The organism is Rhizobium sp. CNPSo 3670 (assembly GCF_057784555.1).
This window is the reverse complement of sequence record NZ_JBXSOL010000010.1, coordinates 142,176-168,967: the sequence shown is the minus strand read 5'-3', so window position 1 is coordinate 168,967 and position 26,792 is coordinate 142,176. Positions and strand designations below refer to the sequence as shown.

Genomic DNA, 26,792 nt, shown 5'->3' with positions numbered 1-26,792 from the left:
AGGAGGGGCGTTTCGGCCTTCTTAGCCCATCACGAAATCGGTCTTCCGATAACCCTGGATATAAAGAAGTGCCGTCAGGTCGGCGTGATTGATGCGCATCCGCGCCTGAGCGGCGACAGTGGGCTTGGCGTGAAGGGCGACGCCGGAGCCGGCGAGTTGCAGCATGCCGAGATCATTGGCGCCGTCGCCGACGGCGATTGCCTCCTGTGGCGAAATGCCGAGGCTTGCTGAAATCTCGTTCAGCGCATCCACCTTTGCCTGCTTGCCGAGGATAGGTTCGGCGACGAAGCCGGAGAGAATGCCATCCTCGTCCAGCAGCGTATTGGCGCGGTTTTCGTCGAAGCCAAGAGTGGCGGCGATGCGGCTGGTAAAGACGGTGAAGCCGCCGGAGACGAGGGCGGTGTAATGACCTTTCGATTTCATGGTGGCGATCAGCTCCGGCCCTCCCGGCGTCAGCGTGATGCGCTTGGCGATGACCTCGTCGACAACCGAGATCGGCAGTCCTTTCAAGAGGGCGACGCGCTCGCGCAGGGCGGGCTCAAAGGCGATCTCGCCATTCATGGCGCGGGCGGTGATGTCGGCGACCTTCTCCTTCAGGCCGACTTCTGCGGCGAGTTCGTCGATGCATTCCTGGCCGATCATCGTCGAATCCATGTCGGCGATCAGCAGCTTCTTGCGGCGGCTGTCCTGCTCCTGGATGACGAGGTCGATGGGGGCGCTCGAAATGACGGCGAGAAGATTGGCCTCGGCCGCTTGCGCATCCGCGCCGTCGCGCAGTGCGATGTCGCAGGCAACGCCGTCGGCCAGCCAGTAGAGGCCGGAAGCGGTTACTGCCTCGGCCGCTTGTTCGGCAATGCTGGGAGTAAGCACAGGATTTGACGGATTGGCAACAAGCGTGGCAACGAGGGCCATGATGGAAAACCTTCTGAGCGTAGAGAACGCGATCCTGATAACCGGGCCGACCGCCAGCGGCAAGTCCGCCCTTGCCGTGGAATTGGCCAAGCGCCATGACGGCGCGGTCGTCAATGCCGACAGCATGCAGGTCTACGATACGCTGCGGGTGCTGACCGCGCGTCCGTCGGAAGAGGAGATGCAGGGCGTGCCGCATCATCTCTACGGTCACGTGCCGCCGGGGGCCGGCTATTCCACAGGCGCCTGGCTGCGCGATGTCTCGGCGCTTTTGCCGGCCCTCAGGGCCGCCGGGCAGCTACCGGTTTTCGTCGGCGGCACCGGGCTTTACTTCAAGGCGCTGACCGGCGGTCTCTCCGAGATGCCTGATATACCGGAAGTACTGCGGGAAGACTTGCGCACGCGACTCGTGGAGGAGGGGCCGGATGCGCTTTACGTTGAGCTTTGCGAGGCCGATCCCGCCATGGCGGCAAGCCTCAACCGCCAGGACGGTCAGCGCATCGTCCGGGCGCTGGAGGTAATCAAAGCGACGGGACGCTCGATCGCCGATTTCCAGGTCCGGTCCGGGCCTGTGGTGATCGATGCCGACGAGGCCCGCAAGATAGTCGTTCTCCCGGACCGGGCGGTGCTGCATGCTCGCATCAATGGCCGTTTCGAAAAGATGCTGCAACAGGGTGCGGAAGACGAGGTGAAGGCGCTGCTTGCGCTCGACCTACCGGCCGAGGCGCCCGTCATGAAGGCCATCGGTGTGTCGCAGATCGCGGCGATGCTGAAGGGCGAGATGACCCGCGATGAGGTGCTGGAGAAGGGGGCTGCGGCGACACGGCAATATGCCAAGCGGCAAATGACCTGGTTCCGCAATCAGATGGACGAAAGCTGGGAGCGATTGACGCTTTAGCATGAGGCGATATCGTCTGGCTCGTTGCCAATCAACTGTCTTTCAGGATCGCATCATGCCTGCCATTTCTACGTTCCATGGCCTCTCGGCCTTTCCGCCGACGCCTGCCGATCCCGATGGCCGGGTGGACGTTGAGGGGCTCTGCCGCTTGCTGGCCCCCCTGTGCGAGTCAGGTGTGGCCTCCATCGGCCTTCTCGGCAGCACCGGGATATACGCCTATCTCACGCGCGAGGAGCGGCTGCGGGCCGTCAAGGCGGCGGTCGAATGCGTCAACGGCCGTGTTCCACTCCTCGTCGGCGCCGGCGCCCTGAGGACGGATCATGCCGTGGATCTCGCCAGGGACGCCGAAGCTGCCGGCGCGGATGCGCTTCTGCTTGCGCCTGTTTCCTACACGCCGCTGACCCAGGAAGAGGCCTACCAGCACTTCCTCGCTGTGGCCAAGGCAACCAGACTGCCGCTCTGCATCTACAACAATCCCGGCACGACGCACTTCATCTTCAGCCGCGAGCTTCTGCAGCGCCTCTCCGATGTCGAGACGATCAAGGCGGTGAAAATGCCGCTGCCGGCAGACGGCGATTTGCTTGGCGAGCTTGCGACTTTGCGGGAAAAGACCGATCTCGCGATCGGCTACAGCGGCGATTGGGGTGCGGCGGAGGCACTGCTTGCAGGCGCAGACGCTTGGTACAGCGTTATCGGCGGGCTTCTTCCCCGCGTAGCGCTCGCTCTGACCAAGGCCGCGATCGCCGGCAATGACGGCGAGGCGCGCCGGCTCGATGGTCTTCTGCAGCCGCTCTGGCACGTGTTCAAGGCGTATGGAAGCATTCGCGTGGTCTATATGCTGGCCGAGCATCTCCTTGGCGTTCGGGCGGAGCTTCCCCGACCGCTCCTGCCGCTCGGGCGGGCGGATCGCCAGCGTGTGCTCGATGCTGCCCGGCCGTTGATCGCGCTGGAGCATCAATCCTTGTTGTAAAGGCTGCTCAGCGGCTTTTTCAGGATGCTTTCACGCAGAGACGGGCCGGGTTCCCGGCGGGTGATCTGGGGCTGGTCGGTCGGCGGCGCCGGCCGAGGAAAGACCGGCTCCTCGCGACGCAGTTCGCGGCGCAGCGCGTCCAGCCGCGGATCGATCGGGGCCGGTTCGGCCGGGTCCAGCCGCGGCGCCTGCGGCAGCAATTCGCGCCGGTAGGATTGGAGTGGCGCCGAAGCCGGTGCCGACGGGGTAACGGGTTTGGCATCGGAAGCATCGTCGGTTTCCTGAGCCTCGTCGAAATCTGGCATGGATGCCGCAACGCTCTGCTGAAAATTCGAAATGTCAGGCCCGACGGTCACCGCCCGCATGCGGGTGACGATCTTGCGCAAATCGACCGTATCGGGATCTTCCTCGCTATGCTTGCTGTTGGCGCTGGCGGCCTTCGGCAGGAGGTTCTCTTCAACACGGGAGAAGCGCATCCGCATCGGCACGCTGATCGCCTCGCCGAAGGCGATCGCCTCACCGTTGCCGATCGAGGAGATGAAGCTCGTCGTCGAGATCGATGAATTCGGGATGGCTGAACGAATGATTTCCTGGTCACGGTCATTGGCAAGGCGCATGGCAAAGAGCGTCGAGCACTGTGACAGGATCGTCTGGTCGAGCTCGCCTGGCCGCTGAGTGATGATGCCCAGCGAGACACCGTATTTACGGCCCTCCTTGGCGATGCGGGCGATCGCCTGGCGCGTAGGGATGAAGCCGAGGTTCGGATCGGACGGGATGTAGCGGTGGGCTTCCTCGCAGACGACGAGCATGTGGATGGCGCCGTCACTCCACAACGCCACTTCGAAAGCCATGCGGCAAAGCACGGAGGCGACCGAATTAACGACTTCGGAGGGAATGCCGGCAAGCTGGAAAGTGCAGATTGGTCTGTTATCTCCGGGGATGCGGAAGATCTGCGCGATGGTATCGGTGATCGTGTCGCTGATCGTGTTGTTGGAGAACATGAAGTGATAGCGCGGATCGTTGATCGCGGCGATGAGGCGCATCTTCAGCGACCGCAGGGAGGGCTTTTCCGCCCGGCCTTCGAGGCGGCCGATGCGCTCGTCGATCAGCGCCAGCAGATCGGCCATGCGGTAGGGAACCGGCGTATCGGCGGTGATCGAGCTCTTTTCCGTCGTGCGGCGCACCAGCGAGTTGTCGCTGCCGCGGAAGGCGCGTTTGGCCTCCGGCATGATGTCGCGCAGCATGTCGAGCTCTTCGGGCACGGGCGGGCGGCCGCGAAACACGACTTCGGCAAATTCCTCCAGCCGCATCAGCCAGAAGGGCAGGTCGAGCGTATCCGTATCGATGGTGACGGCGTGCTTGGGAAAGGCGGCGGCGAATTCATTGTGCGGATCGAGGATCAGCACGCGCAGCTTCGGATCGGCCGCGATCGCCTTGTGCAAAAGTAGCGATACGGCGGTCGACTTGCCGACGCCGGTCGAGCCGACGACGGCGAAATGCTTGGAGAGCATTGACGGGATGTGGATCGCCGCATCGATGCTTTCATCCTGCGTTAGCTTGCCGATGATGGCGGTCGTACCCGTTCCGGCATCGTAGATGCGCATAAGGTCGGCGGCGCGGATGCGATGGGCGATGGCGCCGAGATAGGGATAACGTGAGATGCCGGTCGAAAATTCCTCGCGCCCGTCCTCATCGACGCGGACTTCGCCGAGAAGCTCGGTCTCGATTCTGAACTTATTGTCCTCGCCTTCGCCCCAGGCATGGCTGCCGGTGTTCATTTGATAGACCAGGGCGACGACACGGTTGCGGCCGACGCTGATCGAAATCAGCCGGCCGACGGACCAGAGTTCTGTAAGATCGGTGCCGCCCTCAACGGCGACAGCGGCAATCGTGGCCCTGGAGCCGCTGCATGCAACGACGCGGCCGAGAAAGCGATTTCCCGGCGTATGGCCGTCGCGTCGATCGTGCTCGCTTGCCTTGCCAGACATGCGCAAGTCGTTGTTGAGCAAAGGCTACTCCCTGCGGTAGCGTTAAAGGATAAAGTCGATCCTTTAACAAATCCTTCATCCTATCGATTTTGGGAGGCGGGGGCCCAGGGCAGTTTTTGTTGCGGCATGCGTTGACGCTGCGAAATTTTCTGTCTATCACTGCCGGCCATGAAAATCGCAACGGCTCTTATCGTGGTGGGAAGGCGCATGGGCAGGATGGTGTAACCATCCGGCGACAGCCACCCATGCGCTAGATGACAGGCTCCTCCGGGGCCTTTTTTTGTGCCCGAAATCGGGCTCCCGGCCACAAACGCAAATCCAGCATCAAACGGAACAGACACAGATGAGCACGGACAATCAGGCGGCAGGCAATCGGATGACGGGAGCGGAGATCGTTCTCAAGGCGCTGAAGGATAACGGCGTCGAACATATCTTCGGCTATCCCGGCGGCGCGGTTCTGCCGATCTATGACGAGATCTTCCAGCAGGACGAGATCAAGCACATTCTCGTTCGCCACGAGCAGGGGGCCGGCCATGCGGCCGAAGGCTACGCCCGCTCCACAGGCAAGGTCGGCGTCATGCTGGTGACCTCTGGTCCTGGCGCCACCAATGCGGTCACGCCGCTGCAGGATGCGCTGATGGATTCAATCCCGCTCGTCTGCCTGACCGGCCAGGTTCCGACCCCATTGATCGGCTCCGACGCCTTCCAGGAATGCGACACGGTCGGCATCACCCGGCCCTGCACCAAGCACAACTGGCTGGTCAAGGACGTCAACCAGCTCGCCGCCATCATTCATGAGGCCTTCCGCATCGCCCAGTCCGGCCGTCCAGGCCCCGTCGTCGTCGATATTCCGAAGGACGTGCAGTTTGCGACCGGCACATACACGCCGCCCGCCGATTACGCGATCCAGAAGAGCTACCAGCCGAAGATCCAGGGCGACCTCAACCAGATCCATGCGGCGATTGAGATGATGGCGAATGCGCGCCGTCCGATCATCTATTCCGGCGGTGGCGTCGTCAATTCCGGCCCCGAGGCCTCCAAGCTGCTGCGCGAGCTGGTCGAGCTCACCGATTTCCCTATCACTTCGACGCTGATGGGCCTCGGCGCCTATCCGGCTTCGGGCAAGAACTGGCTGAAGATGCTCGGCATGCACGGCTCCTACGAAGCAAACATGGCGATGCATGATTGCGACGTCATGGTCTGCATCGGCGCCCGCTTCGACGACCGCATCACCGGCCGTCTTAACGCCTTCTCGCCGAATTCGAAGAAGATCCATATCGATATCGATCCGTCCTCGATCAACAAGAACGTCCGCGTTGACATCGGCATCCGCGGAGATGTCGGCCATGTCCTCGAAGACATGGTCCGCCTGTGGCGGGCGCTGCCGAAGAGGCCGGAGAAGGGCCGCCTCGAGGATTGGTGGAGCGATATCGCCCGCTGGCGGGCGCGCAATTCCTTTGCTTTTACCAAGAGCAACGATGTGATCATGCCGCAATATGCGCTGGAGCGGCTCTATGCGCATACCAAGGACCGCGACACCTACATCACGACCGAAGTCGGCCAGCACCAGATGTGGGCGGCGCAGTTCTTCGGCTTCGAACAGCCGAACCGCTGGATGACCTCAGGAGGCCTCGGCACGATGGGCTACGGCCTGCCGGCGGCCCTCGGCGTGCAGATCGCCCATCCCGAAAGCCTCGTCATCGATATCGCCGGCGATGCCTCGATCCAGATGTGCATTCAGGAAATGTCGACGGCGATCCAGTACGACGCGCCGATCAAGATCTTCATCATGAACAACCAGTATATGGGCATGGTGCGACAGTGGCAGCAACTGCTGCACGGCAACCGCCTGTCGCACTCCTATACGGAAGCGATGCCCGATTTCGTCAAGCTTGCGGAAGCCTATGGCGCGGTCGGACTGCGCTGCGAAAAGCCGGACGAGCTCGACGACGCCATTATCGAGATGATCGAGGTCAAGAAGCCGGTCATCTTCGATTGCCGCGTCGCCAATCTCGCCAACTGCTTCCCGATGATCCCCTCGGGCAAGGCGCATAACGAGATGCTGCTGCCCGACGAAGCCACCGACGAAGCCGTCGCCAACGCGATCGACGCCAAGGGCCGTCAGCTCGTATAACGATAAGGTAGGAACCCAGGACCATGAACGCACATCTTCAGCCCACGGGCTCTGCCTATTTCATCTCTCCGGAAACGACCGCAGTCGAGAGCCATACACTTTCGGTTCTCGTCGACAACGAGCCCGGCGTCCTTGCCCGCGTCATCGGCCTGTTCTCCGGCCGTGGCTACAATATCGAGAGCTTGACGGTCTCCGAGACCGAGCACCAGGCGCATCTGTCCCGCATCACCATCGTGACGCGCGGCACGCCTCATGTGCTGGAGCAGATCAAGGCGCAGCTCGAACGCATCGTCCCTGTTCACCGCGTTGTCGATCTGACGGTGCGGGCCCGCGAACTCGGCCAGGACCGGCCGATCGAGCGAGAAGTTGCGTTGGTCAAGGTGATCGGCGAGGGCGAAACACGCGCCGAGACGCTACGGCTTGCCGATGCCTTCCACGCCAAGGTGGTGGACGCGACGATCGATCACTTCATTCTGGAGATAACGGGCAAATCCTCCAAGATCGACCAGTTCATCGCGATCATGAAGCCGCTCGGCCTGATTGAAGTCTGCCGTACGGGCATTGCGGCGATGAACCGTGGTGCGCAGGGGATGTGACCCTGCTAGCTCTGTTAGGTTTGTGCTGATAGCTGCCCCTCACCCTAACCCTCTCCCCGTAAACGCGGCGAGGGGACGCTCCAAACGAGAGCATGATGGGGACCGGAGAGGTTGCGACGTGTCCTTTCTCCCAGCTGACGGGGAGAAAGGTGGCGGCAGTCGGACGACGGGCTTTTCGGTCGGACAGCTACCGGAAATCACAGCATCTCCAGCGGCTTTTTCCCGGCCGGCGGCGGGAAGGCAGCGTCGAGCGCTTCCCAATCGTCGTCGGTGATATCAAGCGAGACACAGTCGCGGTTTTCGCGAACACGTTCGGCATTCGAGGTCTTGGGGATGGCGATGACGCCGTCGCGTTTCAGCAGGAAGGCGAGCGCCAGTTGGGCGGGTGTCGCCTGGTAGGCCTTGGCGATGTGGATCAGTTCCGGATGATGGAGGATATGGCCCTGCTCGATCGGCGAATAGGCCATGACGGGAATGCCGCGGCTTCGGCACCAGGGCAGGAGGTCGAATTCAATGCCGCGGCGAGAGAGATTGTAGAGCACCTGGTTGGCGGCGACATTGACGCCATCCGGCACGCCAAGTAGTTCCTCCATGTCATCAGTGTCGAAGTTGGAGACGCCCCAGGCGCCGATCTTGCCTGACGCCTTTAACATTTCGAAGGCGGCGACAGTCTCGGCGAGCGGATAGTTGCCGCGCCAATGCAGGAGATAGAGATCGATGCGGTCCGTGCCGAGGCGTTCGAGGCTGTGTTCGCAAGCCTCGATCGTGCCTTTCAGGCTGGCATTCCAAGGATAGACCTTGCTGACGATGAAGACCTCGTCGCGCCGTCCCCTGACCGCCTGGCCGACGATTTCCTCGGCGCCACCGTCGCCATACATTTCGGCGGTATCGATCAGCGTCATGCCGAGATCGATACCGACTCTGAGGCTTTCGATCTCGGCCTTGGCATGGCCGGCATCCTCGCCCATGGCCCAGGTTCCCTGGCCGAGCACCGGCACTTCCGCGCCGTTCGGGATTGTGATCGATGAGATAGGGTCGTCCTGCATGGTCTTGATCCTGGTCAGGAGATTGGGCTGCGCCGCTATCTTTCAAGTAATCCTGTCACCATGACAATGATGTATTGGTGTCGGCGATTTAGGACAGTTATGCTGACCTAAATAAAAGCTGGCTGCTGGAAAAGCCGGCTTCGGGAGGTTTCATGCCGCTGGATACGTTTCTCGCTCTCGTTCTCTTCGCCTTTACGACGTCGATCACGCCGGGGCCGAACAATATGATGCTTTTCGCTTCGGGCGTGAATTTCGGCTTCCGCAGGACTGTCCCGCATATGTTCGGCATCGGCGCCGGCTTCTTCTCGCTACTCATTGCCGTTGGTCTCGGGCTCGGTGCGCTGCTGCACACGATACCGATGCTCTATACCGTGCTGAAATTCGCCGGCGGCGCCTATCTCCTCTGGATCGCCTGGAAAATCGCTTCGTCGCGTTCGCTCAGCGAAGGCAAGAGCGGTGCGGCGCCAATGTCCTTTGTCTCGGCGGCGGCTTTCCAGTGGATCAATCCGAAAGCCTGGGTGATGGCGGTCACCGCAATGGCGACCTATACGAATCCGGAGCTTTATCTCGTCAGCGTGTTGATCGTCGGCCTGGCTTTCGCGGTGGTGAACGTGCCGAGCGTCTCAAGCTGGGCAGGCTTCGGCTCGGCGCTCAGGGAATGGCTTTCCGATCCGGTGCGGCTGAAGTGGTTCAATATCAGCATGGCCGTGCTTCTGGTGGCGAGCCTCTGGCCGATGCCAAAATAGAGCGATCGACGGTTTGGTCAGCATCAGCCAGAAAATGCCGAGGACGGCGGAGAAGGCCGGAAAGCCGAAGGCGAACCAGATGCGGTAGAGGCTGTTATAGCTGGGCGGCAGAGCGCCTCCCGAGCGTGCCGCGGCGCGGGCGAGGTCGCGCAGTTGGAGCTGGATCCAGACGACCGGCAGCCAGAACAGGCCGGTGACGACATAGAGCAGCAGTGACAGCGCAATCCAGCCCTCCGAAAGATTCCAGCCGATCGACCGCGCCAGCAGATAGCCGGTGACCGGCTGGAGAATGGCGGCGGTCGCCGTGAAGACGGTGTCGGCGATGACGACTGTTGCGGCGACATGGGCGATCAGGATGGGATCACGCGTGCGGTGCGCCATCACCATGAAAAAGGCGATGCCGGCGCCGGTGCCGAAGAGAACGGTCGCGCCGATGACATGGGCAAGCAGGAGCCATTCTTGGAGCATCAGCGTTCATCCAGGGTGGCAAGGGCCGTGAGCGTCAGCAGGATCGACGGCAGTACCTTGACAAGCGGGCCGAGCGGATCGAGCCAGAGCGCCGGTTCGAGAAGTGTGCCGCCGGTGAGATAGGCCAACGAGACGGCCAGCATGCCGAGGAGGGCGCGTTTGGCGAGCGGGCGGATTAGGACGGCGGCGCCGAGCGCGATATCGATGAGACAGGTGACAAGCGTCAGCATCGCCGCTGCCGCCTCGGGCATGAAGGGCAGGAAATGCGCGGATGCCTTCTCCAGCACCAGCGGCGGGATCAGGCCGGAGAGCAGCCAAAAGGCCGACAGGCCCGAAATGACGAGCGGCTTCAGCAGATAGAGCCGGGCGAACCAGAGATCCTGCACGCCGGAAGGATTGGCTGAAAGCGTTGCCGCGGCTGATGTCGCGGCAAGGCCGCTCTCCGCCTTCGCGCTTTTAATGCCTTCCGACATGACGGTCATTGCCGTCGAGCGCAGCGGCGACCGCCAGCCGAGCAGGCCCGCGACATCGGCGAGCCATGTCACGGGCTGCGCCAGCCGCGGAGCAAGCGAAAAGACGCGGGCGGGCGGCAGGCCCAGCCATTGCCGGTGAAGGCGCACGAGATCGGCGAGCGTCAGCACCTCGTCGGCGGCAAGAACGATATCCCCGCGCAGATCGCCTGAAACCGCCCGCGACACGGCTTCCGCCACGTCGTCCACCGACAGGGTTTCGACCCCGCTTTCGGCGTGGATGAGCGGCAGCGCCAAGGGGAAGGCGGCAAGCGCCCGGATGAGCGACGAGCCGCCATGGGCATTGCGGCCGAGAACGAGGGCAGGGCGTAGGATGAGGTGGGGCAGGCCGCTTGCCGCCAGCGCCTCATCGGCCCGCCGCTTGGTGGCGAGGAAAGGCAGATCGCCGGCCGCGCCCGCCGTCCTTGCCGATATCTGCACCATCAAAGGCTGAGAGCGTTTCGCAGCGGAATAGAGCGCCAGCATCGCATCTCCCTGTGTGGCTGCCAAATCATCCGACAAGGCCGTCCTGCAGCGCGCCGGCGCAATTGACGACGGCATGCTGGTCCTTCAGGAGATCCTCCCAGTCCTCGGCCTTCGTCATGCGGGACAGATCGGCCCGCCGCCAGTTTATCGCAGGCTGCTTCAAACGCGCACGCTCAGGATTGCGGCCGAGCCCGGTCACGGCATGCCCATCGGCCGCGAGCCGGGCCGCGACGACGGAGCCTATGAAGCCGGTTGCGCCGAGAATCAGGATGTTCATGGCTGGAGATTAGCGGAAAAGTTTAAGGGGGATAGGAGGGGTTGGCGGGTGCGTGGGGTGTGATAGAAAAGGGGATGTTTGCGCTGCTTTCCACGGGCGATACTTTGAGAAGGGCGGGGCCTTGCAATGATTCCCCTTCTCCCCAGCGGGGAGAAGATCCTATCTGTCGTTTGGGAGAACATCGCATTGCACGACCATGATCACGACGACCATCACAACTACGACCATCACCACGACAACCGCTACTCCGACATGCAGGCGCGCGTCAAAGCGCTGGAGACGCTGCTGACGGAGAAGGGGTTGATCGATCCGGGGGCAATCGATGCGATCGTCGAGACTTATGAGAGGAAGGTGGGGCCGCGCAACGGTGCGCGTGTCGTCGCGAAAGCATGGAGCAACCCCGAATTCGCGGACTGGCTGAAACGCGATGCGACGGCGGCGATTGCGAGCCTTGGGTTTACCGGCCGGCAGGGCGAGCATATGCGCGCCGTCTTCAATACGCCCGACACCCATAACCTGATCGTCTGCACGCTCTGCTCCTGTTATCCCTGGTCGGTGCTCGGCCTGCCGCCGGTCTGGTACAAGGCTCCGGCCTATCGCTCGCGCGCCGTCATCGATCCGCGCGGCGTACTGGCCGAATTTGGGCTGGTGCTGCCTGCGGAGAAAAAGGTCCGCGTCTGGGATTCGACGGCGGAGTTGCGTTATCTCGTAATCCCCGAGCGGCCGGCGGGCACGGAAGGGTTGGATGAGACCTCATTGGCCGATCTCGTCAGCCGCGATGCGATGATCGGGACGGCGATCGCGGGCAGCTCGAAAATTTCAGCTGCCGGCAGTCCGGAGGCTCTGCCATGAACGGACCCCACGATCTCGGCGGGCAGATGGGTTTCGGGCCTATCGCCCCTGAAAAGGATGAGCCCTCTTTCCATGCCGACTGGGAGAAGCGGGCTCTCGGCATCACGCTTTCCTGCGGCGCTTTCGGCGCCTGGACGATCGATGAGAGCCGGCATGCCCGCGAAAACATTCCGCCGGCCGATTATCTTGCCGCCAGCTATTACGAGATTTGGATCCGCGGCGTCGAAACGCTGCTCGAACGGCACGGTTTTGCGACGCGCGAGGAGTTGCTGTCTGGGCGCAAGCTGCAGGAGGGCGCGACGCCGAAACGGGTGCTGAAGGCCGAGATGGTACAGGCGGTTCTCGCGAAAGGCGGGCCATGCGATCGTCCTTTCGAGGCCGCGCCGATATTTGCGATCGGCGAGACGGTGCGGACGAGGAATTTCAATCCGGCCACCCATACGCGCTTGCCGCGTTATGCCAGGGCCAAGACCGGCATCGTCGAAGCGGTGCAGGGTTCCTTCGTCTTTCCCGATGACAATGCGCATGGCAAGGGCGAGAACCCGCAATGGCTCTATACCGTCATCTTTGATGGCACGGAGCTCTGGGGTGAGGGTGCTGACCCGTCGCTGACGGTCTCGATCGATGCATGGGAGAGCTATCTTGAGCGTGTGTGAAATACCCTCTAAGCTCTCGCAACCGCCGGGTTTACCGAAGTCGCCGGAGGGTGATCCTGTTTTCCCTGAACCTTGGGCGGCTGAAGCCTTCGCCATAACCGTGCATCTGCTTGAGAAGGGGCTGTTTTCCTGGGCCGAGTGGGCCGAAACCCTCTCGCGGGAATTGCATCAGCCAGGCCGAGCCGAGGACGGCAGCGATTATTTCGACAGCTGGGTGGCGGCGCTCTCGGACCTGCTGGTCAGTCGCGGCGTCGCGGATGCATCCCTACTCCTCGACCTGCAGAAGAGCTGGCAGCGGGCGGCCGAAGCGACGCCGCATGGCAAGCCGATAGAGCTTGCCAACGATCCGCTGCGCTAAACGTCATGACGGGAACTGCCGATAGCACTCCTCGGCCACCGCGCGCAGCGCTTCGCGCGAGATTTCGCCGGTGACGGCATAACCGAGTTCGCCGTCGATCCAGTAGAAGGTTTCGAGATTGCCCGATGAGGCGAAGCGGAAGCTCGTCGTGCGGTTTTCCCTGTTGCGGCCGACCATGACGGTCAGGCGCTCGCCGGCCTGGTTCTCGTACATGAACATCGCGCCCGGCCGGCCGTCGACCGGCAGCAGGCGGCCGCCGACCAGCTTGAAGCCGAGGGGCTGCAGGTTCGGGATCTTGAGGTTCTCGATCGCCAGGCGCTTGCCGAGCCAGGTGGCGAGATGGGCTTCCTCGTCGGCGAAGACCTCGACGGGATGACGGACCTCGGCGGCATAGACGGTAAAGGCGGTCTCGGCCTGTTTCGGGAAGGTTTCTGAGCCGGTAAGCTGCAGCTCCGGCTTTTCTAGAAGAGCCGGGTCATAATACCCGCTGACGGCGCCGAGCGCAAAAACGAGGAGGGCCGCGGCGGCGAGTGCCCAGCGCTTCCGCGTGGGTGCGACCGCGCGTGAGGGCGCAACGAGCAGAGGATCAGTGTCCCTGGCCTTCTCGTACCCGGCAAAGAGGGAACGGATGCCTGCGTTCTGCGCCTGCCATTCGGCGATCATCGCCGCTTCGTCCGGGTTGTCCGCGAGGTAGGTCTCGATGCGGGCCCGCGAGCTTTGCGGCAACTGGCCGTCGGCATAGGCGTGGAGATCGGCTTCGGTGACGATCGGGTTGGTCTCGTTCATTTCGGTCTCCGAAGCGTAATGACGTTATCGGCCTTCAGATGCTCGGCGACGCGCCGGCGGGCGCGCGACAGGCGCGACATGACGGTGCCGATCGGGATATCGAGAGCGGCGGCGACCTCGCTGTAGCTATAGCCCTCGATGACGACGAGCATCAGCACGGCGCGGTGCTCCTCCGAAAGGCTGTTCAGCGCATCGTTGAGCCGGGCGCGCTCCAGCGGATCGGCCGGCGGTTCGGGCGCTGCCATATCCTCCGCAGCATTGAGCTCGACCAGGCCGTCGCGCGCCTTGCCGCGCCGGCCGTTGCGATAGAGATTGGTCATGATGGTCAGGACCCAGCCGCGCAGGTTGAGGCCGCGCCATTGGCCGCGGCGCGCCAGGACCTTCTCGACACAGTCCTGGAGCAGGTCCTCGCCATCGGCATCCGAGCGCGTCAGGCTGCGCGAATAGCGCCTGAGCGAGGGCAGGAGGGCCAGGATCTGGCCCTCGAACGTTTCCGGTGCGGGTATCTTCACGCCGGTTCCCTTGGCGTCAAGGTTTTGCGAGGTCCCAGTTGCCGCCGACACCGTCGCCGGTGATGTCGCCGGCCTTCTTGTCCTTGACCCAGTAATAAAGCGGCATGCCGTCCTTGGCCCATTGCTTCTTACCATCCTTGCGTTCAATGATCGAATATGCACCATCGGCCTTGGCATCGGAAGCGGCCATCAGCGGCGGCCAGTTCTTGGCGCAATCGCCGTTGCAGTTGGAAACGCCCTTGGCGTCTTTCTTGAAGGTGTAGAGGGTCATGCCATTTTCGCCGGCAAGCACCTTGCCCTTGGCGGTTTCGACTTCCTTGACGGGAGGGGCTGCGAAAGCAGCTGTCGCGGCAAGCGCGGCTGCCGCCGCGACGGACAGGAATTTCACGGATGTCATGATGTCTCTCCTCAGGTTGGGCACGCAATGCTGCGATACCTGATATGAGACACGGGGCGAGGCGGTTTTATTCCCGGCTGAGCGAAAGTTTTTCGCGCGCTCAGGATGAGGCTGGAGAGAGGCCGCGGAGAGCACAATACAAGCGAGGGATGCGATCTGCTCGGCGAAGGTGGACATCTTCGTTGTCTGCCGGTCATTTACATCATGCAGCTTTGCGGATATCCTGTGTCCTTAATTTGGTTCGCAGAACCAGCCATTATGAGTTGCTGAATGATCCTGAAAAGCCAGGTCGAGTGGGCGCTGCATTGCTGCGCCATTCTCGCGGGCCTGCCCGAGGGCAGGTATCTCTCCACCAAGGCGCTCGCCGAGCTTCACGGTCTGCCGAAGGAATATCTCTCCAAGGCGCTGCAGAGCCTTTCGCAGGCCTCCCTGGTCGATACCACGCTCGGCCCGAGCGGGGGCTACAGGCTTGCGAGATCCCCATCCGAGATCAACTTCCTTGATATTGTCGAGGCTGTGGAGGGAAAGGCGCGTAGCTTCACCTGCACGAATATCCGCGAGAACAATCCGTGCCGGCCGGCAGGCTATTGCGACAGTAAGCCTTGCCCGGTTGCGCGCGTCATGTGGGAAGCCGACGAGGCTTGGCGAAATACGTTGAGAGCCGTCCGGCTCTCCGATCTTGTCGGCACCTTATCCGAGGAGGTGCCGGCGGACATCTGGCAAGACACGTTCCAATGGGTGCTCCAGCGCGCCGGCTGATCATGCCCTGAAGATGGTTCTGATGGTGTTCAGGATGGCATGCGCGTTGCGGACCTGTTCCGCAGGCAGGCCAGCGCTGTCGCGGAAGCGTTCGGCGCGGCCGGCGAGGGCTTCGGCGATTTCTTCGGCCAAACCGGGTCGTCGGGTGAACAGCGGCGCGAAGGCTTCCTGGTCGATTTCATAGACCGTCGCCGGGGTCAAGGCCTCCAAGGTGCAGACTTCCTGCATGCCGGCGAGCAATCCTGTCTCGCCGAAAAAATCGCCCGGTGCGAAGCGCCCGCGCTCTTCGCCTTCGCGCCGCGCCACGATGATGCCGGCGCGCACCATAATCAGCGAGGGCAGCATTTCGCGCTCCCGCACGATCACATCGCCCTTGCGGAACTGCCGGACAGTCGTGGTTTCGGCGAGTTTCTGCTTTTCATCTGACGTCAGTGTCGCAAAGACCGGAATGGCTTCGATCAGCGCAAGCGGCGTGACGCTCGGCGGCCTGGCGTTTTCTTCGGTCGGCAGATCGGCGGTCAGCACTTGGGCCGCGGGCGGAACCGCGAGAAGCAGGCCGGCGGATTTGCAATGACGATAGACGAGATCGAGCACCTCGTTTCGCGCCGTCACACGCAGGCTGGGGCTCGTCACCCGAAACAGCAGCTCGACCTCGAGTGCGGTGGCATCCAGCCCTTTCAGCGCGACGACCGGCGCAGGCTCCCGCACAATCGAATTGCAGCTCGTGAGCGCGGCGATCATGATCTGGCGGATCGATGCCGGCATCCGGGTCGGGGCGATGCGGATGGTGAGGATCAGCAGATGGGTCTCGTCCGGACGGCTAATATTGGTCAGGCCGAGTTTCGCCAGGAAGCTGTTGGGCAGAACGACGATATTGTTGGCGCCGGTCAGAATGTGCGTCGCGCGCCAGTTGCTTTCGACGACGCGTCCTTCCGTGCCGTCGCTCAAGAGAATCCAGTCGCCGATGACATAGGGCCGGCCGAGCGTCAGCGCGATGCCGGAAAAGACGTCGGCAAGCGTGTTCTGAAGCGCCAGACCGAGAATGATGGCGACCACGCCCGATGTCGCGACGAGGGTGCCGATCGGCACGCCGAAGACGTAGGCGAGGATCGAAAGCGCGATGCCGATATAGACGATGCCGACGACGAGATCCTGGAGCAGGCGGGCCTCACGCGGGCTGCCCTCCAGCACCAGATAGAGCCTGATGAAGCCGATGACTGCCCATGCCAGATGGACCCACCAGAGCGATTTCGCCAGGATGACGAGTAGGGCTCGCGGGTCCTCGGATTGATACCCCCTGAAACGATGCGGTTCGATGCCGCTGCCGACGAGGATCAGCGTCATCACCGCAAAGAAGAGGATCTGCACCACCAGCCGCGTCGTCGGCCGCTGACTGGAGAGGAAATACCAGACAATGATGCCGGCAAAGCCGACCACGATCAGGGACATCAGCGGCCTACCGAAGAGCGCGTCGTAGATCATCTCTGTCTGTCTCCGGAAGGGGCGGCGGCACATGATTCAGCGTGTCGGCCACCCGCGAAAGCGGCCGGCTCTCCGCGGGTGGCCGTCAGCGAATACTCACTTTTTCAGCGGGAAAGTCAGTTCTTTCTGATCGGTGTCGACGACGAAGACGGCGAGCAGGCGGGCGGGCTCGGTCTCGCTGCCATTGGCGCTGACGCCATGGCGGTCGCCCGGCATTTCGGAAAAGCTCTCTCCGGCCTGATAGACCTTGACCGGGCCGTCATTGACCTGGCTGCGGATCGATCCTTCGAGCACGGTGGCGTAGATGAAGGCCGAGTCCGGATGGGTATGGCCTCCGGAGAAGCCGCCCGGGCCGTATTCGACCAGCACGCCCTTGATGCTCTTGCCCGGCACGTTCGGCAGTTCGTGCTCATAGACGAGCGTCACCTTCGCGGATTTGCTGCTGTCGTGGGCGGCGCCACCGGTCGCTGTGAGAAAGGCGAGTGCGGCGGCGAGCATTGATGTCCTGATCATGGGAATCTCCTGTGTTGCTGGGATGGAGAGGACGCGCCCAAGCGACCGCGTCCTGAGGCAAGTCAATCACTTCGACTGGCTGATTTTGCGAACCACTCTTCGAAGGTGATCGTACCGAGCCGCGGATTGTCGTCGGAGACGAGCGACTGATCGTTCAGCCTGGCGCCGAAATATCTTGCCTCTGCATCGGCTTCGACAGTCCTCGGGTCCTTCATCGCCTTTAGATAGCTGGCGACGAGATCGCTGAGGCGAGCGCGTTCGGGACCCGATATCTCGATTGTCTTGTTGGCGGGGGCGGAGAGCGCCACGTCGGCCATGGCGTCGGCAACGTCATCGGAGGCGATCGGCTGCACATAGGCCGGCGACAGGCGGACCGTCTGGCCGACGGTGCCGGACTGGGCGATGCCGTTCAGGAATTCCATGAACTGCGTCGAATGCACGATGGTATAGGGAATACCCGAGGCCCTGATCAGCTTTTCCTGAGCGAGCTTGCCGCGGAAATAGCCGCTTTCCTGCAGGCGCTCAGTGCCGACGACCGACAGCGCGACATGATGCTTGACGCCAGCGGCCTTTTCGGCGCCGAGAAGATTGCGTCCCGAGGTCTCGAAGAATTCGAGCACGGCCTTGTCCTCGAAGGAGGGTGAATTGGCAAGATCGAGCACGACCTCTGCGCCCGCAAGCGCTTCCGCCAGTCCTTCTCCGGTGATCGTGTTGACGCCTGAGTTCGGCGAGGCGGCAATCACCTCATGGCCGCGCTTGCGCAGGCGCTCGACGGTTTTCGAACCGATGAGACCGGTTCCGCCAATGACAACGATTTTCATAACGGATCTCCTTTCGCTGCCGGGGTGCGGCAGCGTCAAAATGAATCTTCTCAATGAATTGCGAGGGTTAGTTCAGGCCAGCCTTATCGAGGCCGTAGGCCTTGTCGGCCGTGCCGGGCACAGTCTTGAAGCCGACATTGACGCGGTTCCAGGCATTGATTGCCATGACCACGAAGGTCAGGTCGGAGATTTCCTTTTCGGAAAGCTGGCCGCGAACCCGCTCATAGATCTCGTCGGGAACGCCGCCCTCCGGCAGTTTCGTCAGGGCTTCGGTCCAAGCCAGCGCGGCGCGCTCGCGGGGAATGAACAGGTTCGATTCCCGCCAAATAGCGACGTGATAGATCCTGAGCTCACTCTCGCCGAGGATTTTGGCCTGCTTCACATGCATGTCGAGGCAGAAGCCGCATCCGTTGATCTGCGAAGCGCGGATCTCGACCAGGGCCTGCAGCTTCTCGTCGATCACGCTGCTGCGGAGCGCCATGCTGAATTCCATGAACTTCTTGAAGAGCTCGGGTGACTGCTGGGCGTAGTTCAATCGCTGGGTCATGTCTTTCTCCTCTAATTAAGGACATTTAATATCCTTATGGATAGAAGATATCCTTAATTGCTGGACTGTAAAGTCATTCTCGCTTAGTCTGGCGGCATAAAGCCTATGCGCAAAAGTATGAGGAGGAGGGGATGGATATCGTTTCGGCATTACGGACCTTTCAGCGCGTCGTGGAGACGGGCTCGTTTTCAGCCGCGGCGCATGATCTCAATGTGACCCAGCCCGCAGTCTCCCGGCAGGTTGCGGCACTCGAGGGCCATTTCAACACGCGCCTGCTGCATCGCACGACGAGCGGCCTGTCGCTGACGGCGGAGGGGGAGAGGATGCTGCCGATGGCGCTCCGGATTCTCGAGGCGGTGGAAGAGCTCGGCGATGCCGCCGGATCGGATGGAGCGATCGCTTCTGGCAAGGTCAGGCTCAGCGTTCCGGCACCGCTCGGCCTCTATCTCAGCGAGCGGCTGGGCGATCTTCTCGCCGCTCATCCCAAACTCTCGGTCGAACTGCTTTTCAGGGAGCAGAGCTCCGATATGATCGAGGAGCGCCTCGATCTCGAAGTGCGCCTTGGCCCGGTCGCCGACAGCAGCCTCGTCTGCCGGCGGATCGGCTGGACGACGGCCTTCCTCGTCGCGTCTCCCGCCTATCTCTCGCGCAGGGCGGCTCCACGCGCCCCGAAGGACATCAAGGATCATGAATGCCTGTGCTACGCGAGGGCAGGCGAGGCCAACACATGGTCCTTTTCGAACGGCTCGGAAGATATATCGGTCAGGATCTCGCCGCGCCTGACCGCATGCAACGCCGTCGCCATTCACAGAGCCGCCCTTGCCGGCGCGGGACTGGCGGTGCTCTCCCACATCATCGCCATGTCCGATATCGCCGCCGGCCGGTTGATCCAGGTGATGAAGGATTTCCAGCCGAGCCGGCTGCCGGTCACCGTCGTCTATCCCTCGCGACGTAACATGCCGCTGCGCGTCAAGACCGTTCTGGATTTTGTGATGGATGCGATGGGGCAGGACCCGTCCATGTGTGCAGGCGCCGCGGACCGGGCCTGGAACGGATGAGCGCCGGGATCTGCCGTCGTCGGCCATGCCGCGTCAGTTTCCGCCTTGCCTAAGTCAGGCGAATCCTGCCAAGTCGTCTGATCATGCAATTTGCGCCGCAACAAGACGAAGCCCTGAAGGCTGTTTCGAAATGGCTGAACGAAGGGCGCTCGCCGCTCTTTCGCCTGTTCGGCTACGCCGGAACGGGCAAGACGACGCTTGCCCGGCATTTTGCCGAGAATGTCGACGGCGACGTCCTGTTTGCCGCTTTTACCGGCAAAGCCGCGCAGGTGCTGCGTTCGCGCGGCGCCTCCAACGCCAAGACCATCCATTCGCTGATCTATCGCCCGCGCGGCGAGGAGGCGGTCGAAGACGAGGAAACCGGCAAGACCTCGATTGCGCCAATGTTTGCGATCAACCGGCAAAGCCCGGTGGCGAAAGCGGCGCTGATCATCGTCGACGAATGCTCGATGGTGGACGAGGCGCTCGGCAAGGACCTGATGAGCTTCGGCACGCCGATTCTGGTGCTCGGCGATCCCGGCCAGCTGCCGCCGGTTTCGGGCGGCGGCTATTTCACCAACCAGGAGCCGGATTATCTCCTCACGGATATCCACCGGCAGGCGCGCGACAATCCGATCATCAAGCTCGCCATGCAGGTGCGCGAAGGCAACGAGATCATGTATGGCGACTACGGCACGGCCAAGGTGATTTCGAAGAACGAGGTGACGCAGCAACTCGTGCTCGACGCCGACCAGGTGCTTGTCGGAACCAACAGGACGCGGCGGCGCTACAATCAGCGCCTGCGTGAATTGAAGGGTTTTTCCGCCGATTATCCGCAGACCGGCGACAAGCTGGTCTGTCTTCGGAACGATCCTGCCAAGGGCCTGCTCAACGGGTCGCTGTGGCAGGTGATGACCTCGTCCAAGGAAACGACGAAGCCCGGCATCAACCTGCTCGTCCGTCCCGAAGACGACGACATGGACCGCGGGGCGGCTAAGATCAAGCTGCTCAAGCAGGCCTTCGAGGATGTCGAAGGCGAGATCCCCTGGAACACCCGCAAGCGTTACGACGAGTTCGACTATGGTTATGCCCTGACCGTCCACAAGGCGCAGGGCTCGCAATGGAACGAAGTCGTGCTCTTCGACGAGAGCTGGGCCTTTCGCGACACGCGGGAACGCTGGCTGTATACGGCGATCACACGTGCGGCGGAGACGCTGACGATCGTTCGCTGATCCCGATCGGGGCCGGCCCCTCATCTGCGTTCATCGCTGCGAACCGGACAGTTATGGTTGAAAGTGGAAGGAGACAGTGGCGCTCGTCAGGGGAATTAAGCCTGCACGATGCCCAGCAGCACGGCCTTGGCGATCGCCTGGAAGCGGTTGTTGGCGCGGAATTTCAGGATGATTCCGGCCTCGAGATCCCTGGTCTCATCATGCTTCAGATCGAGTGCCCGGGCGATGCGCTGCGTGGAATATCCCTCTGCCATCAGTTCCAGGCAACGCAGTTCCTGCGCGGTCAGGCTGGAACTGTCCTGATTGTCGTTGAGCGGCTGCGTCTCCATGCCGTCGTCGAAATCCAGGAGATCGCCGACCTGCTGGAGCTGGCGGTGCAGCGTCGACATTTCGGCCGTCAACTCGCGCTTGCGCACCTGCAAGACCTCGCGGAACATCGCCTCGGCCGATTCCTGCGAATCGGCGTTGCGAAGCTCGTCCATCAGTTCCTGGATAACTGCAATCGGCATGCCTGTCTCGCGGCAGACGGTGATGACGGCCATGCGCATCACGTCGTCCTGGCCATAAACGCGCATCAGGCCGATGCGATTGGCCGAGATCAATCCCTTTTCTTCGTAGAAATGCAGTGTCCTGTGCGTAACGCCGAATGCGTTGGCCATATCGGCGATAGGCACCGGACCTTCCGGCAGATCCGGCGGCAGCGCGGCCAAAGGCAGGAACCGGTATTTCGACCGGGCCTCCGAAGCGACACCGGCGGCAGCAAACAGGCGTTTGGAACCGTCTGGCATGAACCCTCCTAGGGCAGCTTGTTGCACCTCATGCGGTTTTGCCAGTTGCTTCCCGGTCGCGGCGAGTGGGGTTTCCTCTGAGCGTCTTCTATGGGAAAGAAGCAGTACGCGGCCTACGTTTACGCGACACAATGTCCACGTTATGCGTGAACGATCTTTTTTATAAGTGCTAAAAATAATCTCTTTTAAATGGGATAGCAACGCGACGGCGCGCTCTACAGGTTTTGCGCGAAGGTTCCAGCAAAACACGCGCTGCGCCCGCCGCATCTTCGCAGCCGGCGGGAACCGCTATTCCTGGTACGCCCCTCACTGTTGTGATGCCGATCCATCAATATCGGCGTCGCATTCATCTGCGATTCTCGTTGGCCATCGCCGGGCACTTGGCTTAAAAAGCGTGGCCTCCCGTTTCCGAGACCGATGGATAATCCGCCATGCCAGCCAAGCTCTCCGTGAACCTCAACGCCATCGCCATGCTGCGCAACCGGCGCGATCTGCCCTGGCCGAGCGTCGAAGCCCTCGGGCGCATAGCCCTTGCATCAGGCGCCAGCGGTCTGACGGTCCATCCGCGCCCCGACCAGCGCCATATAAGATTTTCCGACTTACCCGTCATCCGCAACCTGATCGACGACGAATTCCCGAAGGCCGAGTTCAACATCGAGGGTTATCCCACAGAGGAATTCCTCGAACTCTGCGCTGGCGCTGCACCCGAGCAGGTGACGCTGGTGCCCGACGACCCGTCGCAGGCGACCTCCGATCACGGCTGGGACTTCCGCAAACAACAGGCGTTCCTCACCGATGTCGTGGCGCGGCTGAAGAAGATGGGATGCCGGGTCTCGCTCTTTGCCGACGGCGATGGCGATGCGGAAGCGGTCAAGATCGCCAAGGCGGTCGGCGCCGACCGGATCGAACTTTACACCGGCCCCTATGGCGGCTGCTACGACGCGCCGGAGCGGGCAGCCCCGATCCTCGAAGCGCTTGGCCAGACCGCGGATGCAGCCCTGTCGATCGGCCTTGCCGTCAATGCCGGGCATGATCTGACGGTCGCAAACCTGCCTGATCTGGTGAAGCGCATTCCTGATCTTGCCGAAGTTTCCATCGGCCATGGGCTGACCGCCGATGCGCTGGAATATGGCATGGCGGAAACGGTGCGGCGGTTTTGCAGGGCTTGTGGGCAGAAGTTTTGACGATGGCGTCCAGCGATGGTACGGCGGAATCAACTGGTTTTGTCGTCGCATCGGTAGCGCCTGGGGTTACCCCCTCAGTCCTGCCGGACATCTCCCCCACAGGCGGGGAGATCGGCTGGGCGAGATGGCTTCTCCAAACAACTACCCTATAGCTGCCGCGCTACGGTAGCGAGGGAGCGATGGTCTAACCTCCTGCAACTCTCCCCTGTGGGGGAGATGCCGAAGGGCAGAGGGGGTGTCACACGGCACTCCCTCCTCCTCCGTCATTCGTGTCCTCAGGGCTTTACCGCGCGATGTTACAGGCATTTACGCACGGCGCGTCCACGCCGTGCGTAATTTATTCGACGTGGAGCTTTCTCGCTCGCGCTGCATCCCCGAGACGTTGCGCAGGGATGCATATCGGCTCAATGCCCCTCGGCGCTGCCAGCCGCCGTCAGTGCAGCCTTATGCGCCACGAAGAAATCCTTCAGCGGCAGCGGCTGTCTACCCGTTAGTTTGGTGAAGTCTCCGGTCACGATCTCGAATTTGCCGGCGCGGATGTTGGCGTCGGCAGAGACCAGCATGTCGGCGATGAAGCCGGGGAGGCCGGCGCCGCGGATGCCCTGGCCGAGCTGTTCGTCCGTGACGTCGACCACATCGAGCGGCTTGCCGGCGGCTTCGGAGACGGTGGCGGCGACCTGCCGATTGGTCAGAAGTTCAGTGCCGGTCAGCGTGTAGGTGGCGCTTTCGGCGGTGCCGGAGGCAAGGGCTGCGGCGATCGCCAGGGCGCAGTCGTCGCGCGATATCGTCGAGATTTTGCCATCGCCCGTGGCGCTGAACCATTTGCCGCCCTGTAGATTGTGGGGCATGCCATGCAGATAGTTGTCGTGATACCAGGCGTCGCGGATGATCGTGTAGGCGAGGCCGCTCGCCTTGATAGCATTTTCGGTGCCGAGATGGTCGGGTGCGAAAGTGACGAGCGAATCGTCGGGCGCCGGCATCGAGGTGTAGGCGATGTGCTTGACTCCTGCCTTGGCGGCGGCAGCGACGGCGGCCTTGTGCTGGGCCAGACGCTTGCCTGGGGTGTCGAGCGCGTCGGTGCTGATGATCAGCAGCCGGTCGACGCCGGCGAAAGCCTTTTCCAACCCTGCCGCGTCATCGAAATCGGCCTTGCGGGTGACGACGCCCTTGTTTGCGAGCTCTGCGAGCTTCTCGGGGCTGCGCGTTGCCGCGACGATGTTGCCGGGGGCAACCCTGTAGGTTTCGATGAGGTGGTGGATGACACGCTGGCCGAGCTGTCCGGCGGCGCCGGTGACCAGGATGGTTTCGCTCATGGGGTCGTTTCCTTTTGCGTTGGGCGGGGTGGTCTCAAAAAGAGACTAACTCTAGAGTAGGAATTGACTTCGCGGTGTAAAGGAGGCAGTTTTTCGGCTCTACGTTACCAAAAGGGAACCAGCAGATGAGCGGCGCGGTCCTCAGTCTGAAGAACAAAATGGCGGGGGCGCGGCGCGAGATCGACCTTGCCGACCTCGATTTTTCCAATTGCCCGGTTCGGGACATGATGCAGCAGATCGGCGGCAAATGGTCGACGCTGCTGCTCGAGGTGCTGGCGGCCGAGCCCCGTCGGTTCGGCGAACTCAGGCGGATGCTGCCCGACATCTCGCAGCGTATGCTGACGCAGACGCTGCGCGATCTGCAGAGGGATGGTTACATCGCCCGCGAGGTCTTCCCGACCAAGCCGCCGAGCGTCGAATATTCTATGACCGATCTCGGCCGCTCGCTCTATCAGCCGCTGTCGCAGCTTCTGAACTGGGCGGAAGCGAATCACGATGCCGTTCGCGCCGCCCGTTCGCGTTTCGATTCCGCAGAGAGCTAAGCTTTGCCGCGGCGGCCTTCCGTCAGGAACAGCAGGAAGGCCAGTGCCGGGAAGGCGAAACCGATCCAGGCCGTCATCGTCCAACCGCCGGTCGCATAGGCCCAGCCGCCGAGCGCCGAGCCGAGCGCGCCGCCGGCAAAGAAGGTGGCCATGAAGAGGCCGTTCAGCCGGCTGCGATGTTCCGGGTTCAGTCCGTAGATGGCGCGCTGGCCGCAGACGAGATTGGTCGTTACTCCGAAATCGAGCATGATCGCCGCCACCGTCAGAAGGATCAGGGCGGTGAGCGAGCCGTCGTCTGCGAAATGACTGATCACGAAGGAAACCATGCCGAGCAGCATGGCGATCGTCGTGGCGATCCTGGTCATGCCGCGGTCGGCAAGCCGGCCGGCGATCGGCGAGGCGACGGCGCCGGCCGCACCTGCCAGCGCGAAGAGGGCAATGCCGTTCTGCGTCAGGCCGAAGGCCGGGCTTGCGAGCAGCAGAGGCGTCGTCGTCCAAAACAAGCTGAAGGCGCCGAACATGCCGGCCTGATAGAGGGCGCGGCGCTGCAGCACGCGCGAGGTCATCGCCAGATGGGCCATGGAGGCGAGCAGTTCGCCATAACGCAGCTTCGTCTTCGGCAGTCGCACTGGCAGGTTGGCGCGCAGGACGATGGCGAGCGCGATCATCAGCCCGGCGGTGAGGTAATAGACGACGTGCCAGGAGGAAGCTTGGGCGACGAAACTTGCGAAGGGCCGCGCCAGCATGATGCCGGCGAGCAGGCCGCTCATGACATTGCCGACGACCTGGCCGCGTGTGGCATCCGGCGCCATGTTTGCGGCAAAGGGTACGAGTACCTGGACGGCGACCGAGGCGAGGCCAATGGAGAGCGAAGCGGTGAGGAACATCGCAGGCGTCGTCGACAGTGCGGCGCCAATCAGTGCCGCGGCAGAGACGGCGATCAGCAGCAGCACCAGGCGGCGGTTTTCCGTGAGATCGCCAAGCGGCACGATCAGCAGCAGGCCGAGTCCGTAGCCGATCTGCGTCAGCGTGACGATCAGGCCGGTGGCGGCGGGCGTGAAACCGAGATCGGCGCTGATCGGGCCGGCAAGCGGCTGGCCGTAATAAAGATTGGCGGCCACCAGCCCGCAGGCGGCGGCGAAAAGGAAGGTGAGCCAGGGGGACAGCGTTCGTGGAATGGCCTTCTCAGGCGTCGTGGCTGAAATGCTCATCGGAAACTCCGGTATCCAAGGATTTGCGAGGATTGAATGCAAAAATGCTGGCTGCGGCCACCCGATCCTTGATCGGATGCCGTTATTTTCGATCGTCTCGCGCCCGACCTCAGGTCACGAGCTTCATCGACGCTTCGGCCGCGGCGAGCATCTCCTGCCTGCCTCGTCCTGTTTTGCCGATGACGCGCAAGCCCTTGGTGAAGCAAAGAAAGGCGAGGGCGGCGGCATCGGGGTCCACGGTCTGCGGAATGGTGCCGTCGGCCTGGCCGAGGCGGATGAGATCGGCCATCAGCTTCTCGTCGGCGGCAAAGGCGGTCGCGACGTTGGCGGCGGCTTCCTCGTCGAGCAGGGAGAAATCGTTGGCACCGCCGACGACCAGGCAGCCTTTGCGGCCGACATCGCCATAGGAGAGCTCGGTATAATACATCACCATCTGGAAGACTTTTTCGCGGCCCGTCTGCACGGACGCGATCATCGCTTCCAGACGCCGGCGGCCGAGCTGGCGGTAGCGCGCAAAGGCGGCAAGAAAGACGCCGCGCTTATCCTTGAACGCCTTGTAGATGCTGCCCGAAGCGAGATCCATCGCCTCGGTCAGATCGCTGATCGAGGTGGCGTGGTAGCCGCGTTCGGAAAAGACCCGCAGGGCCGCATCCAGAGCGGCGTCCATATCGAACTCGCGCGGACGGCCACGACTGCGAGCTTTTCCATCTGAGGTGAGGTTGTCAACGGTCATGATCCCTAATTAGGAAATGTCCGTTTCCAAATCAAGCGAAAT

At 62.4% G+C, this 26,792-nt stretch carries 27 protein-coding genes and 2 pseudogenes; 13 read left to right on the top strand and 16 right to left on the bottom strand.

Going from position 1 to position 26,792, the window contains the following annotated elements; genetic code table 11:
• Positions 1 to 21: 21 nt before the first annotated feature.
• Positions 22 to 912, bottom strand: a complete 891-nt coding sequence (gene serB, locus AC13QO_RS13130; protein WP_085778737.1) for a phosphoserine phosphatase SerB — start codon at positions 910 to 912, stop codon at positions 22 to 24.
• Here serB and miaA point away from each other — a divergent pair.
• Together miaA and AC13QO_RS13120 are read left to right on the top strand one after the other, a co-directional pair.
• Positions 911 to 1,807 (top strand): tRNA (adenosine(37)-N6)-dimethylallyltransferase MiaA, encoded by an 897-nt coding sequence (gene miaA, locus AC13QO_RS13125; RefSeq protein WP_085778736.1) that lies wholly within the window; start codon positions 911 to 913, stop codon positions 1,805 to 1,807. The genes serB and miaA overlap by 2 nt on opposite strands.
• A gap of 55 nt (positions 1,808 to 1,862) precedes the next feature.
• Positions 1,863 to 2,777, top strand: coding sequence for a dihydrodipicolinate synthase family protein (locus tag AC13QO_RS13120; RefSeq protein WP_085778735.1), 915 nt, complete (start codon positions 1,863 to 1,865; stop codon positions 2,775 to 2,777).
• On the opposite strand, the gene AC13QO_RS13115 is transcribed toward AC13QO_RS13120, so the two are convergent.
• Positions 2,762 to 4,786, bottom strand: coding sequence for an ATP-binding protein (locus tag AC13QO_RS13115; protein WP_085778734.1), 2,025 nt, complete (start codon positions 4,784 to 4,786; stop codon positions 2,762 to 2,764). The genes AC13QO_RS13120 and AC13QO_RS13115 overlap by 16 nt on opposite strands.
• Before the next feature lie 322 nt (positions 4,787 to 5,108).
• Between AC13QO_RS13115 and AC13QO_RS13110 the strand changes: the two genes are divergently transcribed.
• The gene (locus AC13QO_RS13110; RefSeq protein WP_085778733.1) at positions 5,109 to 6,899 is read left to right on the top strand and encodes an acetolactate synthase 3 large subunit; all 1,791 of its coding nucleotides are present in this window, start codon (positions 5,109 to 5,111) and stop codon (positions 6,897 to 6,899) included.
• A 23-nt stretch (positions 6,900 to 6,922) separates the two neighbouring features.
• Positions 6,923 to 7,495 (top strand): acetolactate synthase small subunit, encoded by a 573-nt coding sequence (gene ilvN / locus AC13QO_RS13105; protein WP_011426035.1) that lies wholly within the window; start codon positions 6,923 to 6,925, stop codon positions 7,493 to 7,495.
• A 197-nt stretch (positions 7,496 to 7,692) separates the two neighbouring features.
• Here the strand turns inward: ilvN and AC13QO_RS13100 are convergent, their stop codons facing one another.
• A complete protein-coding gene (locus tag AC13QO_RS13100; RefSeq protein ID WP_085778732.1) occupies positions 7,693 to 8,541 on the bottom strand; it encodes an aldo/keto reductase in 849 nt (282 codons plus the stop codon).
• A 152-nt stretch (positions 8,542 to 8,693) separates the two neighbouring features.
• Here AC13QO_RS13100 and AC13QO_RS13095 point away from each other — a divergent pair, with 152 nt between their 5' ends.
• Positions 8,694 to 9,287 carry a LysE family translocator gene (locus AC13QO_RS13095; protein ID WP_488540824.1) on the top strand — a complete coding sequence of 198 codons (594 nt, stop codon included), beginning with the start codon at positions 8,694 to 8,696 and terminating at the stop codon, positions 9,285 to 9,287.
• Here the strand turns inward: AC13QO_RS13095 and AC13QO_RS13090 are convergent.
• Both AC13QO_RS13090 and AC13QO_RS13085 read right to left on the bottom strand, forming a co-directional pair.
• Positions 9,282 to 9,755: pseudogene (locus AC13QO_RS13090) on the bottom strand (DUF2269 family protein); the annotation flags it as partial. The gene AC13QO_RS13095 and the pseudogene AC13QO_RS13090 sit on opposite strands and share 6 nt — an antisense overlap.
• Positions 9,755 to 11,027, bottom strand: a pseudogene (locus tag AC13QO_RS13085) (SDR family oxidoreductase). The pseudogenes AC13QO_RS13090 and AC13QO_RS13085, both read right to left, overlap by 1 nt.
• A 186-nt stretch (positions 11,028 to 11,213) precedes the next feature.
• Between AC13QO_RS13085 and nthA the strand changes: the two are divergent.
• Genes nthA through AC13QO_RS13070 form a run of 3 tightly spaced genes read left to right on the top strand, consistent with a single transcriptional unit; the run spans position 11,214 to position 12,893 of the window.
• Entirely contained in the window at positions 11,214 to 11,879 is a 666-nt protein-coding gene (nthA, locus tag AC13QO_RS13080) for a nitrile hydratase subunit alpha (protein ID WP_085778728.1), read from the top strand.
• The gene (gene nthB / locus AC13QO_RS13075; protein WP_085778727.1) at positions 11,876 to 12,535 is read left to right on the top strand and encodes a nitrile hydratase subunit beta; all 660 of its coding nucleotides are present in this window, start codon (positions 11,876 to 11,878) and stop codon (positions 12,533 to 12,535) included. Before nthA ends, nthB begins: the two co-directional genes overlap by 4 nt.
• Positions 12,522 to 12,893 (top strand): nitrile hydratase accessory protein, encoded by a 372-nt coding sequence (locus AC13QO_RS13070; protein WP_085778726.1) that lies wholly within the window; start codon positions 12,522 to 12,524, stop codon positions 12,891 to 12,893. The genes nthB and AC13QO_RS13070 overlap by 14 nt, the downstream gene beginning before the upstream one ends.
• Positions 12,894 to 12,896: 3 nt before the next feature.
• Here the strand turns inward: AC13QO_RS13070 and AC13QO_RS13065 are convergent, their stop codons facing one another.
• The 3 genes from AC13QO_RS13065 to AC13QO_RS13055 are packed head-to-tail and all read right to left on the bottom strand — an operon-like array spanning position 12,897 to position 14,588.
• Entirely contained in the window at positions 12,897 to 13,679 is a 783-nt protein-coding gene (locus AC13QO_RS13065) for an anti-sigma factor family protein (RefSeq protein WP_085778725.1), read from the bottom strand.
• Positions 13,676 to 14,191: an RNA polymerase sigma factor gene (locus AC13QO_RS13060; RefSeq protein ID WP_085778724.1), complete on the bottom strand. Its 516-nt coding sequence runs from the start codon at positions 14,189 to 14,191 to the stop codon at positions 13,676 to 13,678. Before AC13QO_RS13060 ends, AC13QO_RS13065 begins: the two co-directional genes overlap by 4 nt.
• A gap of 16 nt (positions 14,192 to 14,207) precedes the next feature.
• Positions 14,208 to 14,588, bottom strand: coding sequence for a COG4315 family predicted lipoprotein (locus AC13QO_RS13055; RefSeq protein ID WP_085778723.1), 381 nt, complete (start codon positions 14,586 to 14,588; stop codon positions 14,208 to 14,210).
• 270 nt (positions 14,589 to 14,858) lie between these two features.
• Here AC13QO_RS13055 and AC13QO_RS13050 point away from each other — a divergent pair, with 270 nt between their 5' ends.
• Entirely contained in the window at positions 14,859 to 15,347 is a 489-nt protein-coding gene (locus tag AC13QO_RS13050; RefSeq protein ID WP_085778722.1) for an RrF2 family transcriptional regulator, read from the top strand.
• Here AC13QO_RS13050 and AC13QO_RS13045 read toward each other — a convergent pair whose 3' ends face one another.
• The 4 genes from AC13QO_RS13045 to AC13QO_RS13030 all read right to left on the bottom strand — a co-directional run bounded on the left by AC13QO_RS13045 (position 15,348) and on the right by AC13QO_RS13030 (position 18,710).
• Positions 15,348 to 16,829: a cyclic nucleotide-binding domain-containing protein gene (locus AC13QO_RS13045; RefSeq protein ID WP_085778721.1), complete on the bottom strand. Its 1,482-nt coding sequence runs from the start codon at positions 16,827 to 16,829 to the stop codon at positions 15,348 to 15,350.
• A gap of 96 nt (positions 16,830 to 16,925) precedes the next feature.
• A complete protein-coding gene (locus tag AC13QO_RS13040) occupies positions 16,926 to 17,342 on the bottom strand; it encodes a cupin domain-containing protein (protein ID WP_085778720.1) in 417 nt (138 codons plus the stop codon).
• Between the two features lie 62 nt (positions 17,343 to 17,404).
• A complete protein-coding gene (locus tag AC13QO_RS13035) occupies positions 17,405 to 18,163 on the bottom strand; it encodes an SDR family oxidoreductase (protein WP_085778719.1) in 759 nt (252 codons plus the stop codon).
• A 67-nt stretch (positions 18,164 to 18,230) separates the two neighbouring features.
• Entirely contained in the window at positions 18,231 to 18,710 is a 480-nt protein-coding gene (locus tag AC13QO_RS13030) for a carboxymuconolactone decarboxylase family protein (RefSeq protein ID WP_085778718.1), read from the bottom strand.
• A gap of 131 nt (positions 18,711 to 18,841) precedes the next feature.
• Here AC13QO_RS13030 and AC13QO_RS13025 point away from each other — a divergent pair, with 131 nt between their 5' ends.
• Both AC13QO_RS13025 and AC13QO_RS13020 read left to right on the top strand, forming a co-directional pair.
• The gene (locus AC13QO_RS13025) at positions 18,842 to 19,768 is read left to right on the top strand and encodes a LysR family transcriptional regulator (RefSeq protein ID WP_085778717.1); all 927 of its coding nucleotides are present in this window, start codon (positions 18,842 to 18,844) and stop codon (positions 19,766 to 19,768) included.
• Between the two features lie 83 nt (positions 19,769 to 19,851).
• Positions 19,852 to 20,979, top strand: coding sequence for an ATP-dependent DNA helicase (locus AC13QO_RS13020; RefSeq protein WP_085778716.1), 1,128 nt, complete (start codon positions 19,852 to 19,854; stop codon positions 20,977 to 20,979).
• 95 nt (positions 20,980 to 21,074) lie between these two features.
• Here the strand turns inward: AC13QO_RS13020 and AC13QO_RS13015 are convergent, their stop codons facing one another.
• Complete coding sequence (locus AC13QO_RS13015; RefSeq protein ID WP_085778715.1) at positions 21,075 to 21,767, bottom strand: MerR family transcriptional regulator; 693 nt, start codon at positions 21,765 to 21,767, stop codon at positions 21,075 to 21,077.
• A 431-nt stretch (positions 21,768 to 22,198) separates the two neighbouring features.
• On the opposite strand from AC13QO_RS13015, the gene AC13QO_RS13010 reads away from it, so the two are divergent.
• Positions 22,199 to 22,951 carry a pyridoxine 5'-phosphate synthase gene (locus AC13QO_RS13010; protein ID WP_085778714.1) on the top strand — a complete coding sequence of 251 codons (753 nt, stop codon included), beginning with the start codon at positions 22,199 to 22,201 and terminating at the stop codon, positions 22,949 to 22,951.
• 404 nt (positions 22,952 to 23,355) lie between these two features.
• Here AC13QO_RS13010 and AC13QO_RS13005 read toward each other — a convergent pair whose 3' ends face one another.
• Positions 23,356 to 24,264, bottom strand: a complete 909-nt coding sequence (locus tag AC13QO_RS13005) for an SDR family oxidoreductase (protein ID WP_085778713.1) — start codon at positions 24,262 to 24,264, stop codon at positions 23,356 to 23,358.
• Positions 24,265 to 24,389: 125 nt separating this feature from the next.
• On the opposite strand from AC13QO_RS13005, the gene AC13QO_RS13000 reads away from it, so the two are divergent.
• Positions 24,390 to 24,806 (top strand): winged helix-turn-helix transcriptional regulator, encoded by a 417-nt coding sequence (locus AC13QO_RS13000; protein WP_085778712.1) that lies wholly within the window; start codon positions 24,390 to 24,392, stop codon positions 24,804 to 24,806.
• Here the strand turns inward: AC13QO_RS13000 and AC13QO_RS12995 are convergent.
• Both AC13QO_RS12995 and AC13QO_RS12990 read right to left on the bottom strand, forming a co-directional pair.
• A complete protein-coding gene (locus AC13QO_RS12995; RefSeq protein WP_085778711.1) occupies positions 24,803 to 26,017 on the bottom strand; it encodes an MFS transporter in 1,215 nt (404 codons plus the stop codon). The two genes, AC13QO_RS13000 and AC13QO_RS12995, sit on opposite strands and share 4 nt — an antisense overlap.
• A gap of 109 nt (positions 26,018 to 26,126) precedes the next feature.
• Positions 26,127 to 26,750 (bottom strand): TetR/AcrR family transcriptional regulator, encoded by a 624-nt coding sequence (locus tag AC13QO_RS12990; protein WP_085778710.1) that lies wholly within the window; start codon positions 26,748 to 26,750, stop codon positions 26,127 to 26,129.
• Between the last annotated feature and the right edge of the window lie 42 nt (positions 26,751 to 26,792).